Annotated in this window: 19 protein-coding genes; 8 read left to right on the forward strand and 11 right to left on the reverse strand. The window is 52.4% G+C overall.

Features of this window, described 5'->3' with window-relative positions; genetic code table 11:
- Positions 1-2: 2 nt before the first annotated feature.
- Positions 3-1,142 carry an efflux RND transporter periplasmic adaptor subunit gene (locus tag HV213_RS02720; RefSeq protein ID WP_181484687.1) on the reverse strand — a complete coding sequence of 380 codons (1,140 nt, stop codon included), beginning with the start codon at positions 1,140-1,142 and terminating at the stop codon, positions 3-5.
- A gap of 379 nt (positions 1,143-1,521) precedes the next feature.
- Here HV213_RS02720 and envR point away from each other — a divergent pair, with 379 nt between their 5' ends.
- Positions 1,522-2,169, forward strand: a complete 648-nt coding sequence (gene envR, locus HV213_RS02725) for an acrEF/envCD operon transcriptional regulator (protein ID WP_181484688.1) — start codon at positions 1,522-1,524, stop codon at positions 2,167-2,169.
- Between the two features lie 76 nt (positions 2,170-2,245).
- Here the strand turns inward: envR and fis are convergent, their stop codons facing one another.
- The 10 genes from fis to acuI all read right to left on the reverse strand — a co-directional run bounded on the left by fis (position 2,246) and on the right by acuI (position 11,608).
- Positions 2,246-2,542, reverse strand: a complete 297-nt coding sequence (fis, locus tag HV213_RS02730) for a DNA-binding transcriptional regulator Fis (protein WP_003855228.1) — start codon at positions 2,540-2,542, stop codon at positions 2,246-2,248.
- Positions 2,543-2,566: 24 nt separating this feature from the next.
- On the reverse strand, positions 2,567-3,532 hold the full coding sequence (gene dusB / locus HV213_RS02735) for a tRNA dihydrouridine synthase DusB (RefSeq protein ID WP_181484689.1): 966 nt from the start codon (positions 3,530-3,532) through the stop codon (positions 2,567-2,569).
- 513 nt (positions 3,533-4,045) lie between these two features.
- Positions 4,046-4,927, reverse strand: a complete 882-nt coding sequence (gene prmA, locus HV213_RS02740; RefSeq protein ID WP_181484690.1) for a 50S ribosomal protein L11 methyltransferase — start codon at positions 4,925-4,927, stop codon at positions 4,046-4,048.
- 11 nt (positions 4,928-4,938) lie between these two features.
- A complete protein-coding gene (gene panF, locus HV213_RS02745) occupies positions 4,939-6,390 on the reverse strand; it encodes a sodium/pantothenate symporter (RefSeq protein ID WP_181484691.1) in 1,452 nt (483 codons plus the stop codon).
- A complete protein-coding gene (locus HV213_RS02750) occupies positions 6,380-6,622 on the reverse strand; it encodes a YhdT family protein (RefSeq protein ID WP_181484692.1) in 243 nt (80 codons plus the stop codon). Before HV213_RS02750 ends, panF begins: the two co-directional genes overlap by 11 nt.
- A 108-nt stretch (positions 6,623-6,730) precedes the next feature.
- On the reverse strand, positions 6,731-8,080 hold the full coding sequence (gene accC, locus HV213_RS02755; protein ID WP_110272806.1) for an acetyl-CoA carboxylase biotin carboxylase subunit: 1,350 nt from the start codon (positions 8,078-8,080) through the stop codon (positions 6,731-6,733).
- A 10-nt stretch (positions 8,081-8,090) separates the two neighbouring features.
- A complete protein-coding gene (accB, locus tag HV213_RS02760; RefSeq protein ID WP_181484693.1) occupies positions 8,091-8,561 on the reverse strand; it encodes an acetyl-CoA carboxylase biotin carboxyl carrier protein in 471 nt (156 codons plus the stop codon).
- 394 nt (positions 8,562-8,955) lie between these two features.
- Positions 8,956-9,555, reverse strand: coding sequence for a protein-methionine-sulfoxide reductase heme-binding subunit MsrQ (gene msrQ, locus HV213_RS02765; protein ID WP_181484694.1), 600 nt, complete (start codon positions 9,553-9,555; stop codon positions 8,956-8,958).
- Positions 9,555-10,556 (reverse strand): protein-methionine-sulfoxide reductase catalytic subunit MsrP, encoded by a 1,002-nt coding sequence (msrP, locus tag HV213_RS02770; protein ID WP_181484695.1) that lies wholly within the window; start codon positions 10,554-10,556, stop codon positions 9,555-9,557. Before msrP ends, msrQ begins: the two co-directional genes overlap by 1 nt.
- 77 nt (positions 10,557-10,633) lie before the next feature.
- On the reverse strand, positions 10,634-11,608 hold the full coding sequence (gene acuI, locus HV213_RS02775) for an acrylyl-CoA reductase (NADPH) (RefSeq protein ID WP_181484696.1): 975 nt from the start codon (positions 11,606-11,608) through the stop codon (positions 10,634-10,636).
- Between the two features lie 219 nt (positions 11,609-11,827).
- Here acuI and csrD point away from each other — a divergent pair, with 219 nt between their 5' ends.
- The 7 genes from csrD (at position 11,828) to yhdP (ending at position 22,602) form a co-directional block, all read left to right on the forward strand.
- The gene (gene csrD / locus HV213_RS02780; RefSeq protein WP_181484697.1) at positions 11,828-13,768 is read left to right on the forward strand and encodes an RNase E specificity factor CsrD; all 1,941 of its coding nucleotides are present in this window, start codon (positions 11,828-11,830) and stop codon (positions 13,766-13,768) included.
- Between the two features lie 305 nt (positions 13,769-14,073).
- Positions 14,074-15,117 (forward strand): rod shape-determining protein MreB, encoded by a 1,044-nt coding sequence (gene mreB, locus HV213_RS02785; protein WP_002918653.1) that lies wholly within the window; start codon positions 14,074-14,076, stop codon positions 15,115-15,117.
- A 70-nt stretch (positions 15,118-15,187) separates the two neighbouring features.
- On the forward strand, positions 15,188-16,186 hold the full coding sequence (gene mreC / locus HV213_RS02790) for a rod shape-determining protein MreC (RefSeq protein ID WP_181484698.1): 999 nt from the start codon (positions 15,188-15,190) through the stop codon (positions 16,184-16,186).
- Positions 16,186-16,674, forward strand: a complete 489-nt coding sequence (gene mreD / locus HV213_RS02795) for a rod shape-determining protein MreD (RefSeq protein WP_004139709.1) — start codon at positions 16,186-16,188, stop codon at positions 16,672-16,674. The genes mreC and mreD overlap by 1 nt, the downstream gene beginning before the upstream one ends.
- Positions 16,675-16,681: 7 nt before the next feature.
- Positions 16,682-17,263 carry a Maf family protein gene (locus tag HV213_RS02800; protein WP_181484699.1) on the forward strand — a complete coding sequence of 194 codons (582 nt, stop codon included), beginning with the start codon at positions 16,682-16,684 and terminating at the stop codon, positions 17,261-17,263.
- Between the two features lie 2 nt (positions 17,264-17,265).
- Positions 17,266-18,735: a ribonuclease G gene (rng, locus tag HV213_RS02805; RefSeq protein ID WP_110272814.1), complete on the forward strand. Its 1,470-nt coding sequence runs from the start codon at positions 17,266-17,268 to the stop codon at positions 18,733-18,735.
- Between the two features lie 69 nt (positions 18,736-18,804).
- Entirely contained in the window at positions 18,805-22,602 is a 3,798-nt protein-coding gene (gene yhdP / locus HV213_RS02810) for an AsmA2 domain-containing protein YhdP (RefSeq protein ID WP_181484700.1), read from the forward strand.
- Positions 22,603-22,762: the final 160 nt, after the last annotated feature.

Below are 22,762 nucleotides of genomic sequence, written 5' to 3' on the forward strand. Positions count from 1 at the left end.
CCTTATTGCGCGACGGACGTCGCGGTATCCACTTCGGCCTTCACTGTGACGCCGGGACGAACTTTCTGCAGACCGCTGACAATAACTTTTTCACCAGATTTAAGACCGCTGGTAATTAACCACTTGTCGCCAATCGCCTGTGAGGTCGCAACCTGGCGGCTTTCAACTTGGTTTTTGTCATTAACGATCATCACGCTGGCATCACCACGTGGTGTGCGGGTGACTCCCTGCTGAGGAACCAGGATGGCATTCGGAGCCACACCTTCATCAATGCGGGCGCGGACGAACATCCCCGGCAGCAGCGAATGTTGTGGATTCGGAAAGATTGCTCGCAGCGTAATTGAGCCAGTGCTTTCATCCACAGTGACGTCGGAGAATTGCAGAGTGCCTTTTAGTGCGTAAGGTTGACCGTTTTCCATAATCAGCTGCACGCTTTTGGTGTCGCTACCGTGCTGCAGGCTTTCCTGTTTCAAACGCATGAAATCATTGCTGGATTCGGTGACATCGACATAAATAGGGTCGAGCTGTTGTACCGTTGCCATGGCATCGGCCTGCCCGTTGGTCACGAGGGCACCTTCAGTAACGCTGGATTTACCGATGCGGCCGCTGATAGGCGATGTCACTTTGGTGTAAGCCAGATTAATGCGCGCACTTTCGACGGTGGCTTTTGCGGCAATAACATCGGCATCGGCCTGGCGTGCAGTTGCCACAGCCTGATCGTATTCCTGCTGGCTGATGTATTGTGTTCCGAGAAGAGGTGCGTAGCGTTTCACAGTCAGATGGGCGATGGCCGCTGCTGCTTCGGCTTTGGCTTCATCACCTTTTGCGCTGTTATAAGCGGCTTGATAAGTCGCTGGGTCGATTTGATAGAGAGACTGCCCGGCATTGACGTCGCTACCTTCGACAAAGTTACGCTGTAGAATTATCCCGCTAACCTGCGGACGTACTTCCGCAACGCGGTATGCCGAGGTCCGACCCGGAAGTTCCGTGGTCACTGACAGCGGCGCGCTGCTTACAATATGGACTGAAACCTGAGGTATCTGCGCATGCGGTTGTTGATCACCTGAATTATCGCAACCGCTAAGCAAGATGGTAGAGATGATTAGGCTGGATAAAAGTGTAACCCGGGCGTGACTCGTCATTGCTGTTCCTTATAGATTGCGTGCCGAGTTTGGCAACCAATCTGTGAAAGAAATAATGGATAAAAAAGCGGTTTGTTATCCTACAAATAAAAAACGAGGTATGTAAGGAATAGTTATTTTTTAGCCGCCAGCAAGGCACGCAAAAACAAAATATTAGCCATTTTATTTTAAGGATTAGCTTAAGGTAAAACTTGCTTACATTGATATTTGCATTGTGAATGTAATTTAATTAAATCATTCCTTTTGTGTATTTATTTGATTTTGATTTGAGATTTAACTTATCTGTATTTTTGCTAAGAAATATTAATTTTCTAGTGCTAGATTTATACGCATCTATGTATTTTCTATATCTTTAGCCCGGCGTTAAGCGGAGCATCGTATGCCAAGAAGAACAAAAGAAGATGCGTTAAAGACGAGGCAGCTCCTGATTGAGTCTGCCATTCAGCAATTCGCTCTGCGTGGGGTCACCAGCACCACGCTAACCGACATTGCTGATGCTGCTGGCGTGACACGAGGAGCCGTATACTGGCATTTCTCCAGTAAAGCAGAGTTGTTTAATGAAATGTGGCAACAGCAGCAACCGTTACGAGACCTGCTTCAGCATCAAATACCGACAGACAGTCAAGATCTGTTAGGCAATCTACGGGTGAAATTTATTACGGGTTTGCAATATATTGCCGATAATCCCAGGCAGCGCGCGTTAATGCAAATTCTGTATCATAAATGCGAATTTTCCAGCGAGATGATGTCAGAGGTGGAGATTCGTAAAAGAATAGGCTTTAGCTATCCCATTATCCGTGGGGTTTTACAGCGCTGTCTTAGTAATAGATTATTACCAGCTGAAACAAACGTTGAGATTTTATTGATTATATTACATAGCGCATTTACCGGCATTATCAAAAACTGGTTAATGGAGCCGGAACAGTTCGACCTTTATCAACAGGCGCCTGCTTTGGTTGATAATATTATGTCGTCACTTTGTGGTGTAAGTAATCAGGTAAATGGCCTGCGAGTAGCGACGAATTGATAAACCAGAGGAAATAAAAAAGGCGCTTCCCCATGCCGAAGAGCGCCTTTTTAATCATACAGTTAACTGATTAGTATCAGTTCATGCCGTATTTTTTCAGTTTCTTACGCAGAGTACCACGGTTGATACCCATCATCAGGGCAGCGCGCGTCTGGTTACCACGGGTGTATTGCATCACCATGTCCAACAGGGGCTGTTCTACTTCAGCCAGTACCAGCTCATACAGGTCACTCACATCCTGACCATTCAGTTGAGCAAAATAGTTCTTCAGTGCCTGTTTAACCGAGTCACGCAGGGGTTTTTGAGTTACCTGATCCTGAGAGTTAACGGTAGAAACGGTCAGTACGTCAGAATTTACGCGTTGTTCGAACATAGTTCTGTCAGCTCTTTATTTCTATTACGCAAGATTTTCGAAGTATGCCTCCAACGCCGCCAGCTGTTCGCTGGCATCTTCAATGGCGTTGAATGTGCGCCGAAACTGGTCATTTGGAGCGTGTTCCTGGAGATACCAGGATACGTGTTTACGCGCGATTCGGTACCCTTTTGCCTGACCGTAAAAGTCATGCAGTTCCCGAACGTGCGCACAAAGCAAGCGCTTAACCTCTGCCAAAGGCAGCGGGGGCAGCAACTCCCCAGTGTCCAGATAGTGCTGGATTTCCCGAAAGATCCAGGGTCTTCCCTGAGCCGCGCGGCCTATCATAAGGGCATCAGCCCCCGTATAGTCGAGCACAGCTCTGGCTTTAAGCGGGTCAGTAATGTCACCATTCGCGATAATCGGAATGGAAACTTTCTGCTTAACTGCCCGAATACTGTCGTACTCAGCATCTCCGTTAAACAAACAGGCGCGTGTGCGTCCGTGAATAGTCAGAGCCTGAATGCCACATTCTTCAGCCAGTTGGGCAATCTCTACACAGTTACGGTGTTCCGGTTCCCAACCGGTGCGAATCTTGAGAGTCACGGGAACGTCCACTGCCTTGACGACCGTCGTCAGGATTGACTTAACCTGATCGGGGTACTGCAAGAGGGCTGAACCTGCAAACTTACGATTCACCTTTTTAGCCGGGCACCCCATATTGATATCAATAATTTGGGCACCGCTTTCCACGTTAATTCGGGCGGCTGCAGCCATTTCTTCCGGCACGCTACCGGCGATTTGCACGGTACGAATACCGGGCTCATCAACATGTACCATCCGTAAACGAGATTTGTCGCTTTCCCAAACCTGAGGGTTAGAAGACATCATCTCGGATACGGTCAATCCTGCTCCCATCTCGTAGCACAACGTCCGGAATGGTCTGTCAGTAATGCCAGCCATTGGCGCTGCGATCAGGCGATTTCTGAGCTGGTATTGTCCGATACGCATGAGTTAAGAAATGACCATATGTGACTGCAAGGCGGCGTATATTACGCATTTTTCGCATGAGATGAAAGGCCAAACTTTAACCAATCCACTGCTATGGATCAAAGAATCGCTGTACAATTGAGCAGGTATAAATAATTAACTATACAAATCATTGCATTAGGAATTTGTGTCGAATTTATCTACACATATAATTTTGCGTAACTTCTCGTTTTTTCTTCACCGGGCCACGGGCTGGCAAGATAATCTGCTGAATAAATCAGCAAATTATCCCAACTTAATGTGACTATGCTCTCATTTTCAGAACATGATCGTGAAGCGTATCTTAAGAATACTCGACGATGGGGAATCGGTTTAGATCTAGTAGGTTTTATTATCACTCACTGAGTGTGACCCAGCGCTCAGGAGAGCCTTCGTAATTACAGTGAGTTACATCGCGATTTTTTATCGGAAGGGAGGCGGGTTTTGCACAGAAAACTTGGAAAAATGTGGCCTACTGAGAGGCCACAGAGAAGATTATTTTTTACAACCGGTGATCCGGCACCACTCTTCTTTCTCCACCACTGGGTCGAGGTCAAAGAGCTCAGCGTAGGCTTCACAAACGCTCTCAGCCTGGCTGGCAAGGATACCGGAAAGGCCCAGCAGACCGCCTGTAACTGGCAGCACGCTGATAAGAGGAGCTAACTCGCGTAAAGGGCCGGCCAGAATGTTCGCGACCACTACATCGGCTTTCATGGCGTCTGGCTGATCTTTCGGCAGATAGAGTTCAAGTCGCTCAGAAACCCCATTACGCTCGGCGTTATCGCGGCTGGCCTGAATAGCCTGCGGGTCAATATCAATACCGATGGCTTTCGCTGCGCCCAGTTTTAATGCAGCGATGGCCAGAATGCCGGAGCCGCAGCCAAAATCGATAATCGTTTTGCCTTCGAGATCGAGTCCATCCAGCCACTGTAGACACATTGCAGTTGTAGGATGCGTACCAGTACCAAACGCCAGACCCGGGTCGAGCATCACGTTGACGGCATTCTTATCCGGCACATCGCGCCAGCTAGGGCAGATCCACAGACGCTTACCGAAGCACATGGGATGGAAGTTATCCATCCATTCGCGTTCCCAGTCTTTGTCTTCAAGCTGTTCGATTTTATGTACGAAACCGGTACCCAGAAGCGGATGCTGTTCCAGAAGTGCAACCACCTCTTTCATGTCCATTTCTGCGTCAAACAGACCGATAACATCGGTATCGCCCCACAGGCGGGTTTCACCGGGCAAAGGTTCAAACACCGGCGTGTCGTGAGTGTCCTGGAAAGTGATAGAAACGGAGCCCGCTTCCATCAGGGCATCACTCAGTTCTTCCGCGTTTGCACCGGTAGTGTTCAGTTTCAGTTGGATCCATGGCATGGCAGAACTCTTTATTTATCAGTAGTCAATATGGCGGCTTGCGGGGCGGAGGAACCAAAACGGTTTCCGACCAGGAAAGCCAACAAACTTAGCAGTAACGAGGGCACGATCGGGTGGAACCCCAGATACTGAACATTAAAAGTGGCGAGTATGGCATACAGTACGCCGCCGACGATCATAGCGCTCAATGCGCCTTTGGCGTTCGCACGTTCCCAGTACAGACCCAGCACCAGTGGCCATAAGAACACTGCCTCAAGCCCACCGAATGCCAGCAGGTTGAGCCAGATGATCATCTCAGGCGGACGCCAGGCGGCGAGCATCATCAGGATCCCTAGTACCAGCGTAGTGATCGTTGAGATCCGCTTTAACTTCTGCTCGTTATGTCTTTTTGCCGGTTGTGCGCTGAGCCAAAGATCTTTAATGATCGTAGCCGATGCCTGCAATAAATGGGCGTTAACGTTCGACATGATTGCGGCCATTGGCGCGGCCAGAAACAGACCGGCGGCCCACGGCGGCAGGACCTGTACCATCAGAGTCGGGATCACTTGATCCGGGACGGTCAGGTCAGGCAGCACTGCTCTTCCCAGCGCGCCGGCCAGATGCATACCAAACATGAGGATCGCGACAACAATGGTACCGATAATGATCCCGCGGTGGACGGCTTTACTATCCTTATAGGAAATACAGCGCACGGCGGTATGCGGCAGGCCGATAACGCCGAAGCATACCAGCACCCAAAAGGACATCATAAAGGCAGGGGTGAGAATATCATCCGCACCTTGTGGCGACACCAGCTTCGGGTCGATGTGCTGTAGCGTATCGACAGCATTATGTAAACCGCCAGCCGTGTGGACGACGCCAACCAGCAGCACGATTGTGCCGATCAGCATTACCATACCCTGCATGGTGTCATTGAGGACGCTGGCGCGAAAGCCGCCGAAGGCCGTATACAACGCAATGGTGATGCCAAAGATCAGCAGCCCATTTTCATACTTAATTCCGGCGGCTGTCTCCAGCAGTCGGGCTCCGCCGATAAACTGCACGGCAATCGCCCCGACAAAAGCGACCAGCAGGCTCACGCTGGCTATCCATACGACCGCGCGACTTTGATAACGCGCCTGTAGCATATCGTTCAGGGTGATCGCGTTGTAACGCCGCGCCAGGATAGCGAATTTCTTGCCGAGAATACCGAGCGAGAGCCAGATTGTCGGAACCTGAATCATGGCCAGCAGCACCCAGCCAAGCCCGTATTTATAGGCGGCTCCCGGCCCACCAATAAATGAGCTGGCACTGATATAGGTGGTCGTCAGCGTCATCGCGAGGACGAAGCCACCCATTGAACGGCTCCCGAGAAAATACTCGCTGAGAAAATTGCCGCTACTGCGTTTGCGCATCGCGTAAAACGACAGCCCGAATACCAAACACAGATAGGCAAGCAGGACGACGATGATTTCAAATTTCATCGTTATCCTCCAGAGAGATGTCGCGGAAAATGAAACGCACCATTCCCCAACATAGTAGGATAAACAGCAGTGGTACCAGCAGACAGGCCATTTCGAACCAATGCGGCAGGCCGGTTATACCAATACCCACGCCCGGCAGATAGGCGCCAGCCAGCCAGGCAGCAAGATAGAGGAGGGTCAGCCACAGCGCCCAGCGCGCTTCTTTATGGGCCTGAACAAACCGTTTGTCCATTTTTGTCCCTTGAAGATGAAGAAAGCGGGGATTGTACCGCATGGAAAAGATGAGAAGAGAGAAAAAGAAAAAGGCCGGATTATCCGGCCTCTTGCAACGATGGCAGTATTACTTCTCCTGCAATCCGAGTTTTTTCTCCAGATAGTGGATATTGGTGCCACCATTCTGGAAATGCTCGTCGTTCATGATACGAATCTGCAGATCAACGTTGGTTTTGATGCCATCGATAATCAGTTCCTGCAACGCATTCTTCATACGTGCAATCGCCACATCACGGTTTTCGCCGTAGCAGATAAGCTTACCGATCATTGAGTCATAGTACGGAGGCACGGTGTAACCTGCGTAGATATGAGACTCCCAACGTACGCCAAAACCGCCCGGCGCGTGGAAGCGAGTAATTTTACCCGGGCTCGGCAGGAAGGTGTTCGGGTCTTCGGCGTTGATACGGCATTCCACCGCATGGCCTTTAACCACGACTTCGTCCTGCTTGATGGACAGCGGCTGACCAGCTGCAATACGCAACTGCTCTTTGATCAGGTCAACGCCGGTGATCATTTCAGTTACCGGGTGTTCAACCTGAATACGGGTGTTCATTTCGATGAAATAGAACTCGCCGTTTTCAAACAGGAACTCGAAAGTACCCGCCCCGCGATAGCCGATATCCACGCATGCTTTGGAGCAGCGCTCGCCGATATAGCGACGCAGTTCCGGGGTAATGCCCGGTGCTGGCGCTTCTTCGACCACTTTCTGGTGACGACGCTGCATAGAGCAGTCGCGTTCCGCCAGATAGATAGCGTTGCCCTGGCCATCAGCCAGAACCTGGATCTCAATATGACGAGGATTCTCCAGGTATTTCTCCATATAAACCATGTCGTTGCTGAAAGCAGCTTTCGCTTCAGCTTTAGTCATGGAGATGGATTGCGCCAGTTCGGCATCACCGCGAACAACGCGCATACCGCGACCGCCGCCGCCGCCGGATGCTTTGATAATCACCGGGTAGCCAATGCGTTTCGCATGAGCACGGTTAGCATCCATATCGTCGCCCAGAGGGCCGTCGGAACCGGGAACGGTCGGCACGCCCGCTTTCTTCATCGCGGTAATTGCAGACACTTTGTCGCCCATCAGGCGGATGGTGTCAGCTTTCGGGCCGATAAAGATAAAGCCAGAACGTTCTACCTGTTCGGCGAAATTCGCGTTTTCTGAGAGAAAACCATAACCCGGATGAATAGCCACTGCGCCAGTGATTTCAGCGGCGCTGATGATTGCCGGGATATTCAGATAGCTTTTTACGGACGGAGCCGGGCCGATACAGACCGTCTCATCCGCCAACAATACGTGTTTTAAATCGCGATCCGCCGTTGAGTGCACAGCAACGGTCTTGATGCCCAGTTCTTTACAGGCACGCAGGATACGCAATGCAATCTCGCCGCGGTTGGCGATAACAATTTTATCCAGCATGTTCGCCTCGTTATTCGATGACGACCAGTGGCTCGTCAAATTCTACCGGTTGACCACTTTCGACCAGAATGGCTTTCACCACGCCGGATTTATCGGCTTCAATCTGGTTCATCATTTTCATGGCTTCAACGATGCACAGGGTATCGCCCGCGTTAACTTTCTGACCGATTTCGATGAACGCTTTCGCATCCGGGCTCGGGGTGCGGTAGAAAGTACCAACCATTGGGGAACGTACGATGTGACCACTGATTTCCGCTGCTGCAGGGGCTTCCATTGCTGGAGTTGCCGCAGGCGCGACAGCGTTAGACAAAGCTGGCTGCTGCATCATCGGTGCAGCGTAAGCCTGTTGCATCACCGGGAAACCTACGTTCGGCGAGGCACGACTGATGCGTACAGACTCTTCGCCTTCAGAAATTTCCAGTTCGGAGATGCCTGATTCTTCAACCAGCTCGATCAGTTTTTTAATCTTACGAATATCCATGAGTGGGTTCCGTACTCTTTGTTTAGTGTGATTGTGACAGGCGTATTAGCGCCGTCTGTAAAGCATATGAATTACTGCTGATATCAAGACGCAGCGCTTCGTTTGAAGCCGACAGGTAAACCCCGACTGCTTAGAAGCAAAATGCGGAACTTATCAACCATCTTGCGGCCATCTTCTGCCATTCTCGGGTAAAAAACAAAATATACCTTCGATACGCAATTGTCACCTTTTCAGGGCTATAAAAGCCCGTCAGGAAAACCAAAGTCGCACATTATAACGATTTCGTAGCATTTGGCAGCTAAATACTGGTCTTATCAGGGAAGATTATCAACCGCTATCGTGTAAAGAGTCGCGGCTGATAAAAGAACTGCGGGAAACTGCACATATCCGGAGATTAGCGCCACCACTGGCGGAACTTCTTGTAACGCCACGCTAAAAGCAGGATCGCCAGTAGCGTATAAATCATTGGCTGTGGGGATAAAATCTTCACCGACCACAGATAGTGGATGGGGGCGAGGATCGCGGCTAAATAGACGAAGTTATGTAATGTTTGCCAGCGACGGCCCAGTTTTCGCTGCATCGCCTGGGTAGACGTCGCCGCAAGGGCCAGCAGTATCAACCAACTAATCAAGCCCAACGTCAGGTAAGGCCTGGTGAGCACTTCCGTGCCCAATAGCGCCAGATTGTTAATGCCGAGTTCGAGCAGCGTGTAGCTGGTCAAATGCAGCGTGGCCCAGGCAAAGCACCATAAACCTAATAAGCGTCGGGTGCGTATCAATAAAGGCTGCTTAGCGTAGCGCGCCAGCGGAGAGACAAGCAAGGTCGCCAGCAGGAATTTAAGAGCCATCCTACCGGTAAAGTGCTGAATATCTTTTGCCGGGTCAGCGCTGAAATACCCCTGATTTCCTGCCCAGAAAAGCCATATCAAGGGTAAAAAACCGGCCAGATGGAGCATCACTTTCAGCCCGGTTATCTGTTTTACGTTCAGGCGCACTAGTAGTTCTCCCGCAAATTCAGGCCCCGGTACAGCGACGCAACTTCATCAGCATAGCCGTTGAACAACAGCGTTGGCTGACGTTTGACGTCCAGCACGCCGCCAGCGCCGATAAATCGCTCGGTCGCCTGCGACCAGCGGGGGTGGTCGACATGCGGATTGACGTTGGCGTAGAAACCGTATTCATCGGGACCGGCCAGGTTCCAGGTCGTGGGGGGGCGCTCGCGAGTCAGTTCGATACTAACGATGGACTTGATCCCTTTAAAGCCGTATTTCCAGGGAATGGTTAACCGAACCGGCGCGCCGTTCTGCGGCGGCAGCGCTTTGCCATATACGCCAACGCTGAGCAGAGTCAGAGGATGCATCGCCTCATCAAGCCGCAGTCCCTCAACGTATGGGTACGCCAGCCCGCCGCCGATAAAACGATCTTTCTGGCCTGGCATTTGCTCAGGGGCGTAAAGGGTTTTAAATGCCACGTAGCGGGCGTTGCTGGTGGGTTCGACCAGTGAGAGTAATTTATGCAACGGGAATCCGACCCACGGAACCACCATCGACCAGGCTTCGACGCAGCGCATCCGGTAAATACGCTCCTCCAGCGGGAATCGCCTGGTCAGGTCATCATGATCGAGCGTCAGCGGTTTCGCCACTTCGCCACCGATCGTCAGCGTCCACGGATCGGTGCGCAGGCTGCCAGCATTGGCTGCAGGGTCAGCTTTATCGAGCCCGAATTCATAGAAGTTGTTGTAGCCGGATACTTTATCTTCCGGCGTCAGCGTCAGATTGTTTTGCCACTGTGCTGGTTTATCGAAAGTCAGCGCTTTACCTGCAGGCGCCGGTGGGCGGTCGTTGCCTTTAAACCAATCCAGCAGATCCGCTTGCGCGGTGGGAGAGAGTGAAAGGGCGGTCGCGCTGATGCCTAACATTTTCAGGACCTGGCGACGTTGCAGCATAAAAACGGATTCTGCCGTCACGTCGGCTTCCGTCAGTTTTTTCAGTTTCATGGCATCCTCCGTCATGCGTTTTTCTAAGCATGACGGAGGCGGAGACTTATCGCGAATATGTCACGAAAAATTGCAGATTAGGCGATCTTCACCAGCGTGCGGCCCTGAATCTGGTTAGCCATTATCTTATCGGCAAACTCAGGGGCTTCGGCGAGGGTAATTTCAGTTGCGCTTTGCGCATAGAATGACTCCGGCAGATCGTGAACCAGTCGCTGCCAGGCTTGAGCGCGGCGAGCGGGTGGGGTCATGACGGAGTCCACGCCCTGCAGGCGGACGTTGCGCAGAATAAACGGCATCACGGTTGTCGGCAGGGCGAATCCCCCGGCCAGACCACAGGCTGCTACGCATCCGCCGTAGTTCATTTGCGCCAGCACTTTCGCCAGCACTTTATCGCCGACGGTATCTACGGCACCGGCCCACAGTTGTTTTTCCAGTGGGCGGGTTTCGGCGAATTCATCACGGCCCAGGATCCGCTGTGCACCAAGGCTTTTCAGATATTCATGGGTACTTTCGCGACCGGACACCGCCACTACCTGATATCCCAGGTGATGCAGCAGAGCCACCGCGGTACTGCCGACGCCGCCGCTGGCACCCGTCACCACGATTTCGCCATCTTCAGGACGAATACCGGCATCTTCCAGTGCCATCACGCACAGCATGGCGGTGAAACCTGCGGTGCCAATGGCCATTGCTTTACGGCCATCCAGACCTTGAGGCATTGCCACCAGCCAGTCGCCTTTTACGCGAGCTCGCTCTGCCAGTCCGCCCCAGTGGTTTTCACCGACACCCCATCCGGTTAACAGCACTTGCTGGCCAGCGTGGAAGCGCGGATCTTCGCTACTGTGCACAGAGCCTGCGAAATCGATGCCAGGAATCATCGGAAAGTTACGGATGATTTTTCCTTTACCGGTGATGGCCAATGCATCTTTATAGTTTAGGCTCGACCATCGGATATCCACTGTCACATCGCCCGATGGCAACTGGCTGGCGTCAATGGTTTGCACCGAAGAGATTGTTTTGCCATCCTGCTGTTCTAAGATTAAAGCCTGCATGCGCCGATCCTCATAGGTTGGATGATTGGAAAATTTTTTCTGCAGACTATACTCGCTAACGGCATTATGACACCGATGTAACGCAATAAATTGCCAGATGCGCCAGCTTTGGTAGTATGCGTCGCTCTTTAGCAAGTTAGTGCTTACTTTAGCCTAAGTGCCAGTACATGAGCCCGAATGTTTGTCGGGTAGTCATTCACATGCGGAGTTAACACAGGGATGCGATTAACGACGAAATTCTCAGCGTTTGTCACGCTACTGACTAGCCTGACTATCTTTGTCACGCTTATTGGTTCTTCGCTGAGTTTTTATAATGGTATTCAGCTCAAAATGTCCAACCGGGTCCAGGCTGTGGCGACGATGCTGGATAACCGCCTGGTTTCTATGTCTTTTGACCAGCTCGAACCGCAGATGGATGAGCTGATGACGCCGGTAGAAGTAGTGCACATTGATTTTCAGCTCAATGGCAAATCGGTCTACCGCCATTCACGTACCGATAATTATCGCCCGTTAGGCAGCAGCAACCAGTTCCGCAATATCACGGTGCCATCGCTTAAGCACCCAGGTATGGTTATCCATCTGGTTTATCTGGATCCGATGGCTAATTATTTCCGTTCTCTACATGTCACCGCGCCGCTCTCTATCGCCATTGGCTTTATGGTGTTGATCATCTTTTTCTCTGTGCGCTGGATCCGCCGTCAACTGGCAGGACAGGAGTTACTGGAGCTGCGAGCCGCCCGCATTCTTAATGGTGAGCGTGGGCCGCAGGTTCGTGGATCGGTACATGAATGGCCAGCTAACACTAGTAGCGCGCTGGATATGCTGCTATCAGAACTCCAGTTTGCCAGCGATCAGCGAAGCCGTATGGATACGCTGATTCGTTCTTACGTCGCGCAGGACTCAAAAACCGGGCTAAGTAACCGTCTGTTCTTTGATAATCAGCTGTCGACGCTGCTCGAAGATCAGGAAAAGGTGGGGTCATATGGCATCGTGATGATGATCCGCCTGCCTGATTTCGATCTACTGCGCGATAACTGGGGACGTGGGGCGACCGAAGAACATTACTTTACGCTCATCAATATGCTCTCTACTTTTATCATGCGCTATCCCGGTGCGCTGTTGGCGCGCTATCACCGGAGTGATTTTGCCGTTTTGCTCCCACATCGTACGTTAAAAGAGGCGGACAGTATCGCTGGGTTGTTATTGAAAGCCATGGATGCCTTGCCGCCGACGCGAATTCTCGATCGCGACGATATGATGCATATCGGTATCTGTGCTTTCCGCAGCGGGCAAACGGCGGCTCAGGTGATGGAACACGCGGAAGCGGCAACACGCAATGCGGTACTGCAAGGCAGTAATAGTTGGGCAGTCTATGATGATTCTTTGCCGGAGAAAGGCCGTGGTAACGTCCGCTGGCGAACGCTGATTGAGCAAATGCTTAGCCGAGGCGGGCCGCGACTCTACCAGAAACCCGCCGTAACTCGCGATGGGCGCGTCCATCACCGGGAACTGATGTGCCGTCTTTATGACGGTAAAGAAGAAGTGATTGCGGCGGAATATATGCCGATGGTACTGCAATTCGGTTTAGCAGAAGAGTATGACCGCCTGCAGATTACCCGAATATTGCCATTTTTAGGTTTCTGGCCGGAAGAAAACCTCGCTTTACAGATTACGGTTGAGTCGTTAATTCGCCCGCGATTCCAGCGTTGGCTGCGCGATACTTTGATGCAATGCGAAAAATCGCAGCGTCGACGTATTATTTTTGAACTTGCAGAGGCAGATGTTTGTCAATATATCGCCCGTCTGCAGCCGGTTATGCGGCTAATTAATGCTTTAGGTATTCGGGTGGCCGTTGTTCAGGCGGGTCTGACGCTGGTTGGAACCAGTTGGATCAAGCAGCTTGACGTCGAAGTTATTAAGCTGCATTCGGGATTATCGCGAAATATAGAAAAACGCAGTGAGAATCAGCTGCTGGTTCAGAGCCTGGTTGAAGCCTGTAAGGGAATGCCGGTTCAGGTTTTCGCGACGGGCGTGCTCAGCCGTAGCGAGTGGCAGGTGCTGTCTCAATGCGGTGTCACCGGTGGTCAGGGGGAATTTTTTGCCGCCTCACAGCCACTTGACACAAATGTGAAAAAATATTCGCAAAGATACTCTGTTTGATCTGCCGTTTAGCGTGATTTCACGTAGAATAACGCGCGCTATAGTGAAGGGGGTGTGCTTGTCTACCTGCCGGATTATCGCAATGTAAATGCCAGTTCATGACCTTTGACAGGTTACAGATTCAAGCGCGGAGCGCTGCTGAAGATTTCAGCATCAGACGGACTCAGTCAAATTTGTAACAAAGGAAACGAACTGCACTAATTTTCACCGCAGCAGATGATTTTTTCGCCTTGTCGCTGCTGCGCGTGGTTGGTAAAGTAAGCGGATTTTGTTTTCCGCCCCAGCTTTCAGGATTATCCCTTAGTATGTTAAAAAAATTTCGTGGCATGTTTTCCAATGACCTGTCCATTGACCTGGGTACCGCGAATACCCTTATCTATGTAAAAGGACAAGGCATCGTATTGAATGAGCCTTCCGTCGTGGCCATTCGTCAGGATCGTGCCGGATCGCCGAAAAGCGTCGCCGCTGTTGGTCATGAAGCGAAGCAGATGCTTGGGCGTACACCGGGCAATATCGCTGCTATTCGCCCGATGAAAGACGGCGTTATCGCCGACTTTTTCGTCACCGAAAAAATGCTTCAACACTTTATTAAACAGGTGCACAGCAATAGCTTTATGCGTCCGAGCCCGCGCGTACTGGTCTGCGTGCCGGTTGGCGCGACCCAGGTTGAACGTCGTGCTATTCGTGAATCCGCGCAGGGCGCAGGCGCCCGTGAAGTCTTCCTGATTGAAGAGCCGATGGCGGCTGCGATCGGTGCTGGCTTACCGGTTTCTGAAGCAACCGGTTCTATGGTTGTGGATATCGGCGGCGGTACCACTGAAGTGGCGGTTATCTCCCTGAATGGCGTGGTTTACTCCTCCTCCGTACGTATCGGCGGCGACCGTTTTGACGAAGCCGTGATTAATTATGTGCGTCGTAACTATGGCTCCCTGATCGGCGAAGCCACCGCAGAACGTATTAAGCATGAAATCGGCTCTGCTTACCCGGGTGATGAAGTGCGCGAGATTGAAGTTCGCGGGCGTAACCTGGCGGAAGGTGTTCCACGCGGCTTTACCCTAAATTCTAACGAAATCCTCGAAGCGTTACAGGAGCCGTTGACCGGCATCGTTAGCGCGGTGATGGTTGCCCTGGAACAGTGCCCACCGGAGCTGGCTTCCGATATCTCCGAACGCGGTATGGTTCTGACCGGCGGCGGCGCTTTGCTGCGCAACCTCGACCGTCTGTTAATGGAAGAGACAGGAATTCCTGTCGTAGTTGCAGAAGATCCACTGACCTGCGTCGCTCGTGGCGGCGGTAAGGCACTGGAAATGATCGATATGCACGGCGGCGACTTGTTCAGCGAAGAGTAGTCAGCCTGAGATCCGGGCGGCTGGCATACGGCTGCCCCGGTCTTAACTGACACGAGAATACGCATAGCCTATGAAGCCAATTTTTAGCCGTGGCCCGTCGCTACAGATTCGCCTTATTCTGGCGGTTTTGGTGGCGCTTGGCGTGATAATCGCCGACAGCCGCCTTGGTACGTTCAGTCAAATCCGAACGTACATGGATACTGCCGTCAGCCCTTTCTACTTTGTCTCTAATGGTCCCCGGGAACTGCTCGACAGCGTATCGCAAACGCTGGCGACCCGTGACCAGCTCGAACTGGAAAACCGCGCGCTGCGCCAGGAACTGTTGCTGAAGAACAGCGACTTACTGATGCTGGGTCAGTACAAACAGGAGAACGCGCGTCTGCGTGAGCTGCTGGGTTCTCCGCTGCGCCAGGACGAGCAAAAAATGGTGACTCAGGTCATCTCAACGGTTAACGATCCTTACAGCGATCAAGTTGTTATCGATAAAGGCAGCGTTAACGGCGTTTATGAAGGTCAGCCGGTTATCAGCGATAAAGGCGTCGTTGGTCAGGTCGTCGCCGTGGCGAAGATGACAAGCCGCGTACTGCTGATTTGCGACGCGACGCATGCGCTACCGATTCAGGTACTGCGTAACGACATTCGCGTGATTGCTGCGGGTAATGGCTGTACTGACGATCTTCAACTGGAGCATCTGCCAGCCAATACCGACATTCGTGTGGGCGACGTCCTGGTGACTTCAGGTCTTGGTGGTCGTTTCCCTGAAGGATATCCAGTTGGTGTGGTCTCGTCTGTGAAGCTGGATACGCAGCGCGCGTATACGGTGATTCAGGCGCGCCCGACTGCAGGCCTTCAGCGTTTACGTTATCTGCTGTTGTTGTGGGGAGCCGATCGCAACGGCGCTAACCCGATGACGCCGGAAGAAGTTCATCGCGTCGCGAATGAACGACTGACTCAGATGATGCCGCAGGTTCTGCCTGCACCGGATGCTATGGGGCCGCAAATGCCTGCTCCGGCAACCGGCATAACGCAGCCTCCGGCTCAGCAACCTCTGCCTGCAGGGGGGCAATAGTGGCAAGCTATCGTAGCCAGGGACGCTGGGTTATCTGGCTCTCGTTTCTCATTGCGCTATTGCTGCAGATTATGCCCTGGCCGGCGGACATCAGCGTCTACCGGCCAAATTGGGTACTCCTTATCCTGCTGTACTGGATCCTCGCGTTACCCCATCGGGTGAATGTCGGCACGGGTTTTGTGATGGGGGCGATCCTCGATCTCATCAGCGGCTCTACGCTTGGCGTTCGCGCACTATCATTAAGTATCGTGGCTTATCTGGTGGCGCTGAAATATCAGTTGTTCCGCAATCTGGCGCTATGGCAGCAGGCGCTGGTGGTGGTGATGTTATCCCTCGCCGTGGATATCATTGTTTTCTGGGCAGAGTTTTTAGTGATCAACGTCTCTTTCCGTCCGGAAGTGTTCTGGAGTAGTGTAGTAAACGGTGTGCTCTGGCCATGGATCTTCCTGCTGATGCGTAAAGTACGTCAGCAATTTGCAGTGCAATAAGGTTGATATGACGACTCTGTATCTGGCTTCAGGTTCTCCGCGTCGGCAGGAACTGCTGACCCAGCTTGGCCTCTCTTTTGAGCGACTGGTTCCTGGTATTGAGGAACAACGTCGTGCGCAGGAGAGTGCGCAACAGTACGTCTCGCGCCTGGCGCGGGAAAAAGCGCAGGCCGGTGTGGCGTTAGCGCCGCGGGATCTGCCTGTTTTGGGGGCGGATACCATCGTCATTCTTAACGGTGAAGTGTTGGAAAAACCGCGTGATGCCGGACACGCCGCAGAAATGCTGCGTATGCTTTCCGGGAAAACCCATCAGGTCATGACGGCCGTGGCGTTGGCCGATAAGCAGCAGACGCTGGATTGCCTGGTGATAACAGAGGTGACCTTCCGCCTGCTTTCCGGGCAGGATATTACCGACTATGTGGCCAGTGGCGAACCTTTAGACAAAGCAGGTGCATACGGTATTCAAGGGCTGGGTGGCTGTTTCGTCAGGAAGATAAATGGCAGCTATCACGCCGTAGTCGGCTTACCGCTGGTGGAAACGTATGAGTTGCTCAGTAACTTTAACTCACTACGTGAAGAAAAGGGATAAAGATGACAGCTGAATTATTAGTTAACGTAACGCCATCCGAAACGCGTGTCGCGTATATTGATGGCGGTATTCTTCAAGAAATACATATTGAGCGTGAAGCGCGCCGTGGGATAGTAGGCAATATCTACAAAGGCCGTGTCAGCCGTGTGCTGCCGGGAATGCAGGCGGCTTTTGTAGATATTGGTCTGGATAAGGCCGCATTTCTGCACGCTTCCGATATTATGCCGCATACCGAATGTGTGGCAGGTGAAGAACAAAAGCAGTTTACCGTCCGCGACATCTCCGAACTGGTGCGTCAGGGGCAGGACCTGATGGTGCAGGTGGTGAAAGATCCCCTCGGTACGAAAGGCGCTCGCTTGACAACCGATATCACCATTCCTTCCCGTTATCTGGTCTTTATGCCAGGCGCTTCGCACGTTGGTGTTTCGCAACGCATTGAAAGCGAAGCTGAACGTGAACGGCTGAAAAAAGTAGTGGCCGATTACTGCGATGAGCAGGGCGGATTTATCATCCGTACGGCGGCGGAAGGCGTTCACGAACAAGAGATGGCGGCCGATGCTGCCTATCTCAAGCGCGTCTGGACGAAAGTCATGGAGCGTAAAAAGCGCCAGCAAACGCGCTACCAGATGTACGGTGAACTGGCTCTGGCTCAACGTGTGCTGCGCGATTTTGCCGATGCACAGCTCGATCGTATTCGCGTCGACTCCCGTTTGACTTACGAATCGCTGCTCGAGTTTACTGCTGAATATATTCCGGAGATGACTAACAAGCTGGAGCACTATAGTGGCCGCCAGCCGATCTTCGATCTCTTTGATGTCGAAAATGAGATTCAGCGTGCGCTCGAACGTAAAGTAGAGCTGAAATCCGGCGGTTATCTGATTATCGATCAGACCGAAGCGATGACCACCGTTGATATCAATACCGGTGCATTCGTTGGCCATCGCAATCTCGATGATACTATCTTTAACACCAACATTGAGGCGACGCAGGCCATTGCCCGCCAGCTGCGGCTGCGTAATCTCGGTGGGATTATCATCATTGATTTTATAGATATGAACAATGAGGATCACCGCCGCCGGGTGCTGCATTCGCTTGAGCAGGCACTGAGCAAAGATCGGGTAAAAACCAGTATCAACGGTTTCTCTCAGCTTGGCCTGGTAGAGATGACCCGCAAACGCACTCGCGAAAGCGTGGAGCACGTGCTGTGCAATGAGTGCCCGACCTGTCATGGCCGCGGCACGGTGAAAACCGTGGAAACGGTGTGCTATGAAATTATGCGTGAGATCGTACGCGTGCATCATGCCTACGATTCAGATCGTTTCCTGGTCTATGCTTCTCCTGCGGTAGCGGAAACGCTGAAAGGGGAAGAATCCCATGCGCTGGCGGAAGTCGAAATCTTTGTCGGTAAACAAGTCAAAGTGCAAATTGAGCCGCTCTATAATCAAGAGCAGTTTGATGTGGTCATGATGTAATCATCTGCTTGCCTCTATTTTTAGGAGAGGCAGACGGATGAAGTGTAAAAGGCTGACAAGGAGAGATGCGTGAGGCGACTGCCCGGGATATTACTGCTCACCGCGGCAACATTGATTGTCGTCGTCGCACTGCTGGTGAGCGGCCTGCGTCTCGCGTTGCCGCAGTTGAACACCTGGCGTCCCCAGGTGCTGGCGAAAATTTCCGCTATTGCTGGCGTACCGGTCGATGCCTCGCAAATTACTGCCAGTTGGCAAACTTTTGGCCCTACGCTTGATGTTCGCGATATTAAGACTGGCCTGAATGATGGCGGTGAACTCTCCATTAAACGCGTCACCCTGGCGCTGGATGTGTGGCAAAGCCTGCTGCATATGCGCTGGCAGTTTCGCGATCTCACTTTCTGGCAGCTACAGGTTCATACCAACACTCCTATCCAAACCAATGATGGCGGCGAGGGACTGAAAACCGACCGTATCAGCGATCTTTTCCTCCGCCAGTTTGATCACTTTATCCTCCGCGATAGCCATCTGAGCTTCCTGACCATTTCCGGCCAGCGGGCCGAGTTGGCAATCCCGCAGCTTACCTGGCTAAACGGCAAAAACCGCCATCGTGCAGAAGGACAGCTTAGCCTCAGCAGCCTGACCGGCCAGCATGGGGTGATGCAGGTACGAATGGATCTGCGCGACGAAGATGGTCTGCTTAATAAGGGGCGCGTCTGGCTTCAGGCCGATGATATCGACGTTAAACCATGGCTTGGGCGCTGGATGCAGGACAATATTGCCTTGCAGAGCGCACGGTTTAGCCTTGAAGGCTGGATGACCATCGATAAAGGCGATGTTGCCAGCGGCGATGTCTGGCTGAAGAAAGGCGGGGCCAGCTGGCAAGGCGATAAAGATAAGCATCATCTTTCGGTCGATAACCTGACGGCACATATCTATCGCGACAATCAAAGCTGGGGTTTTCGAATTCCGGATACGCGTATCTCTATTGATGATAAACCCTGGCCGCGCGGCGCGCTGGCTATGGCGTGGATCCCGGCTCAGGATGTCGGTGGGAACAACAGCAAACGCAGCGACGAGCTGCGCATTCGCGCCAGCAATCTTAACCTTAACGGTTTGACCGGGCTGCAGCCGATGGCCGACAAGCTGGCTCCTTCGCTGGGCGAAATCTGGCGAACTACCCAGCCAAGCGGCAAAATCAATCTTCTGGCGCTGGATATTCCTTTGCAAGCGGCGGAAAAAACCCGCTTCCAGGCTGACTGGAGCGATATGTCATGGAAGCAGTGGAAGCTGTTGCCGGGCGCTGAACACTTTTCAGGAAACGTTTCCGGGAGCGTGGAGAACGGTGCTCTGCACGTCAGCATGACACAGGCGAAAATGCCGTATGAGACGGTCTTTCGCGCGCCGCTGGAAATTGCCAAAGGCGATGCGACCCTGAGCTGGGTGAAGAATGATAAAGGCTTTATGCTCGATGGTCGCGATATTGATGTGCAGGCTACCGGTGTTCGCGCTCGCGGTGGATTCCGCTATCTGCAGCCGCAGGGCGATGAACCCTGGCTGGGGATTCTGGCCGGTATTAGTACCAATGACGGCGGTCAGGCATGGCGCTACTTCCCGGAAAATCTCATGGGCAAAGCGCTGGTCGATTACCTCAGTGGAGCGATTAAAGGCGGTCAGGCCACCGATGCCACGCTGGCCTACGGCGGTAATCCCCACCTGTTCCCGTATAAGCATAATGAAGGCCAGTTCCAGGTCTCGGTGCCGCTTAAGAACGCCACCTTTGCTTTCCAGCCTGATTGGCCAGCACTAACTGGGCTGAATATCGACCTCAACTTTATCAATGACGGTTTATGGATGAAGGCCGATAAGGTGATGCTGGGTAAAGTCACTGCCAGCAACCTGGATGCGGTTATCCCCGACTATTCGCGAGAGAAGCTGCTGATTGATGCCGACGTTAACGGGCCGGGTAAAGAGGTGGGGCCTTACTTTAATGAGACCCCACTGAAAAAAACGTTGGGTGCGGCGCTGGATGAGCTGCAGCTGGATGGTAATGTGAGCGCTCGCTTACATCTTGATATCCCGCTGGACGGCGAGATGACCACCGCGAAAGGCGATGTTCAGTTGAAGAACAACAGCCTGTTCATCAAGCCTATCGACACCACATTGCAGAACCTGACCGGCAAATTCAGCTTTGTAAACGGTGATCTGAAAAGCGAGCCGATGAGCGCCAACTGGTTTAATCAGCCGCTGAATATTGATTTTTCGACCACTGAGGGCGAAAAGGCGTTCCTGGTGGACGTCGGGATGAAAGCCAACTGGCAGCCGTCGCGTATCGGCTTATTACCCAAGTCGATTGATAGCGCTTTAAGCGGCAGCGTGCCCTGGGATGGTAAAGTGGCGATTGAGCTGCCGTATCACGGCAGTGCGAACTATAAAGTTGATATCAACGGCGATCTGAAGAATGTAAGCAGTCACTTACCTGCACCAGTCAATAAGCAGGCCGGTGAACCTTTGCCAGTAAAAATCAAGGTTGATGGTGGGTTAAGCAGCTTCAATCTGACCGGTTCTATTGGCGCAAAAAACCATATTAACAGCCGCTGGTTGTTGGGGAATAAGTTAACCCTGGACCGCGCTATTTTGACCTCTGACAGTAAAGCCGTTTCACCGCTGCCTGAGCAATCTGGTGTAGAGCTGAACATGCCACCGATGGACGGTGCGCATTGGCTGGCGCTGTTCCAGGGGGGAGCAGCAAACGATGTCAGCAGTAATATGGTCTTCCCGGAGCGGGTCACGCTGCGTACGCCTGCGTTAACGATGGCGGGCCAGAGCTGGAATAACGTCAGCCTTGTTTCACAGCCCGATGCCGGCGGCACCAAAGTTGAAGCTCAGGGGCGTGAAATTAATGCAACGCTGACGATGCGTAAAAATGCCCCGTGGCTGGCGGCGATTCGTTATCTCTACTACAACCCAACGTCAGCGAAGAGCGGCGAGACGGCTAAAACCAGCGCTCCCCTGTCTGATACCAAAATTGATTTCCACGGCTGGCCGGATCTTCAGCTTCGCTGCGCAGAGTGCTGGCTGTGGGGGCAAAAATATGGCCGCATCGAGGGTGATTTCAATATTAGCGGCGATACCCTGACGCTGGCGAACGGACTGGTGGATACCGGTTTTGGTCGCCTGACTACCGATGGCGTGTGGGTTAGTGCCCCGAGCGGCGTACGGACCTCGCTAAAAGGTAAGCTGCACGGTAATAAAACCGATGATTTCGTGAATTTCTTTGGCGTATCAACTCCGGTAAAAGGCTCTGCATTCGATATCGATTATGACCTGCACTGGCGCGCGCCGCCGTGGCAGCCGGACGTTGCCTCGCTTAACGGAATCTTAAAAAGCCATCTTGGAAAAGGTGAGTTTACCGACCTGAGCACCGGTCATGCTGGTCAGCTTCTGCGTCTGCTGAGCGTTGATGCGCTGCTGCGTAAGTTACGTTTCGACTTTAGCGATACGTTTAGCGAAGGGTTCTACTTCGATTCGATTCGCAGCACGGCGTGGATTAAAGACGGCGTGATAAATACCGATGATACGCTGGTTGATGGTCTGGAAGCGGATATCGCAATGAAAGGCTCTGTCGATCTCGTGCGTCGCCAGCTGGACCTGCAGGCCGTGGTGGCGCCGGAAATTTCCGCCACCGTAGGCGTTGCGGCGGCCTTTGCCGTTAACCCGATTATCGGTGCCGCGGTCTTTGCCGCCAGCAAGGTGCTGGGGCCGTTGTGGAACAAGGTCTCGATTTTGCGCTATCGCATCACCGGCCCTATCGATCAGCCGCAAATTAATGAAGTCCTGCGCCAGGCGCGGAGCGACAAAAAGCAATGATTTGACGATTGTGCGTAATTATCGCACTCTCAATAGATAGCGTTCTATACCCGTTATATTTCAAGCCGCAGATGCGTTGGCTACGCTCGTTCACCCCAGTCACATAGTTATCTATGCTCTTGGGGATTCTCTTGCTTGCCGCCTTCCTGCAACTTGAACT

It is taken from the genome of Klebsiella sp. RHBSTW-00484 (genome assembly GCF_013705725.1).
Taxonomy (GTDB): Bacteria; Pseudomonadota; Gammaproteobacteria; order Enterobacterales; family Enterobacteriaceae; genus Klebsiella.

Coding starts and splice junctions, on each gene's coding strand:
- HV213_RS02720 (WP_181484687.1), bottom strand. CDS start 1,142: ATGACGAGTCACGCCCGGGTTACACTTTTATCCAGCCTAATCATCTCT.
- envR (WP_181484688.1), top strand. CDS start 1,522: ATGCCAAGAAGAACAAAAGAAGATGCGTTAAAGACGAGGCAGCTCCTG.
- fis (WP_003855228.1), bottom strand. CDS start 2,542: ATGTTCGAACAACGCGTAAATTCTGACGTACTGACCGTTTCTACCGTT.
- dusB (WP_181484689.1), bottom strand. CDS start 3,532: ATGCGTATCGGACAATACCAGCTCAGAAATCGCCTGATCGCAGCGCCA.
- prmA (WP_181484690.1), bottom strand. CDS start 4,927: ATGCCATGGATCCAACTGAAACTGAACACTACCGGTGCAAACGCGGAA.
- panF (WP_181484691.1), bottom strand. CDS start 6,390: ATGAAATTTGAAATCATCGTCGTCCTGCTTGCCTATCTGTGTTTGGTA.
- HV213_RS02750 (WP_181484692.1), bottom strand. CDS start 6,622: ATGGACAAACGGTTTGTTCAGGCCCATAAAGAAGCGCGCTGGGCGCTG.
- accC (WP_110272806.1), bottom strand. CDS start 8,080: ATGCTGGATAAAATTGTTATCGCCAACCGCGGCGAGATTGCATTGCGT.
- accB (WP_181484693.1), bottom strand. CDS start 8,561: ATGGATATTCGTAAGATTAAAAAACTGATCGAGCTGGTTGAAGAATCA.
- msrP (WP_181484695.1), bottom strand. CDS start 10,556: ATGAAACTGAAAAAACTGACGGAAGCCGACGTGACGGCAGAATCCGTT.
- acuI (WP_181484696.1), bottom strand. CDS start 11,608: ATGCAGGCTTTAATCTTAGAACAGCAGGATGGCAAAACAATCTCTTCG.
- csrD (WP_181484697.1), top strand. CDS start 11,828: ATGCGATTAACGACGAAATTCTCAGCGTTTGTCACGCTACTGACTAGC.
- mreB (WP_002918653.1), top strand. CDS start 14,074: ATGTTAAAAAAATTTCGTGGCATGTTTTCCAATGACCTGTCCATTGAC.
- mreC (WP_181484698.1), top strand. CDS start 15,188: ATGAAGCCAATTTTTAGCCGTGGCCCGTCGCTACAGATTCGCCTTATT.
- HV213_RS02800 (WP_181484699.1), top strand. CDS start 16,682: ATGACGACTCTGTATCTGGCTTCAGGTTCTCCGCGTCGGCAGGAACTG.
- rng (WP_110272814.1), top strand. CDS start 17,266: ATGACAGCTGAATTATTAGTTAACGTAACGCCATCCGAAACGCGTGTC.